This window comes from Nisaea nitritireducens (genome assembly GCF_014904795.1).
GTDB lineage: Bacteria > Pseudomonadota > Alphaproteobacteria > Thalassobaculales > Thalassobaculaceae > Nisaea > Nisaea nitritireducens.
In genome coordinates this window covers 1-696 of sequence record NZ_JACZFS010000021.1, presented here as the reverse complement: position 1 = coordinate 696, position 696 = coordinate 1, and the positions used below count along the sequence as shown (strand labels likewise).

1 protein-coding gene is annotated in these 696 nt (G+C 55.5%); it reads left to right on the top strand.

All coding sequences use genetic code 11. The annotated features are described in order from the left end of the window. Positions 1–306 precede the first annotated feature (306 nt). A partial coding sequence (locus IG629_RS08825; RefSeq protein ID WP_193171594.1) for a baeRF12 domain-containing protein occupies positions 307–696 on the top strand: 390 nt, incomplete at its 3' end.

Sequence of the window (696 nt, the reverse complement as noted above, 5' to 3'; positions counted from 1 at the left end):
ACGCTCGTGAGAGGGCATTAAGTTGGCAAGAGAAAATGTGCCGCGGCGGGAGTTTTAGAATGTGAAAACAGTTGTAATTCCATGCAGATTGCCAGTGTTGAGGAGGTCAATGTTTCGGCATTTGACGCCTAATAGACCCGGCCTTTGACTGTCGGGTGCAACCTGCGACATTTTATCTAACGCGCGGCATTATTGGGAAATTGGTGAGGCGATCACCGCCAGACATGCGATAGTTTGGCATTGGTATTTCGCGGCGGAGTGCGCGAAACGCTGTTATTGGATAGATGAACGGTTGGGGTAAGTAGAATGCAGGTACCACACAAGGCTTGGGTGCTCGTTGCCGATGGCGAACGTTTCGTTGTTTACGAGAACCATGGAGATGCCAAGCTCATCGATCTCCGTACCGTCGATGCGGGATCCATCCGCAATCCGCCGGACCATTTGCAGGGGACGGATCGGCCGGGGCGCCTGAACGATGCCGCATACCGGCAGAAAAGCGCAGTCGAGGCGACGGATTGGCACGTCTTCGAGAAGGCGCATTTCGCCGAGCAGACTGCGGCAAATCTGAATGCGTGGGTGCGTGACAAGAGGTTCGGCGAGCTTGTCGTTATCGCCGACCCCCGAACGCTTGGCAACTTGCGGTCCCACTACAGTGCAGCGGTCCAGGGAGCGCTGCTCACGGAGATTGATAAGGAC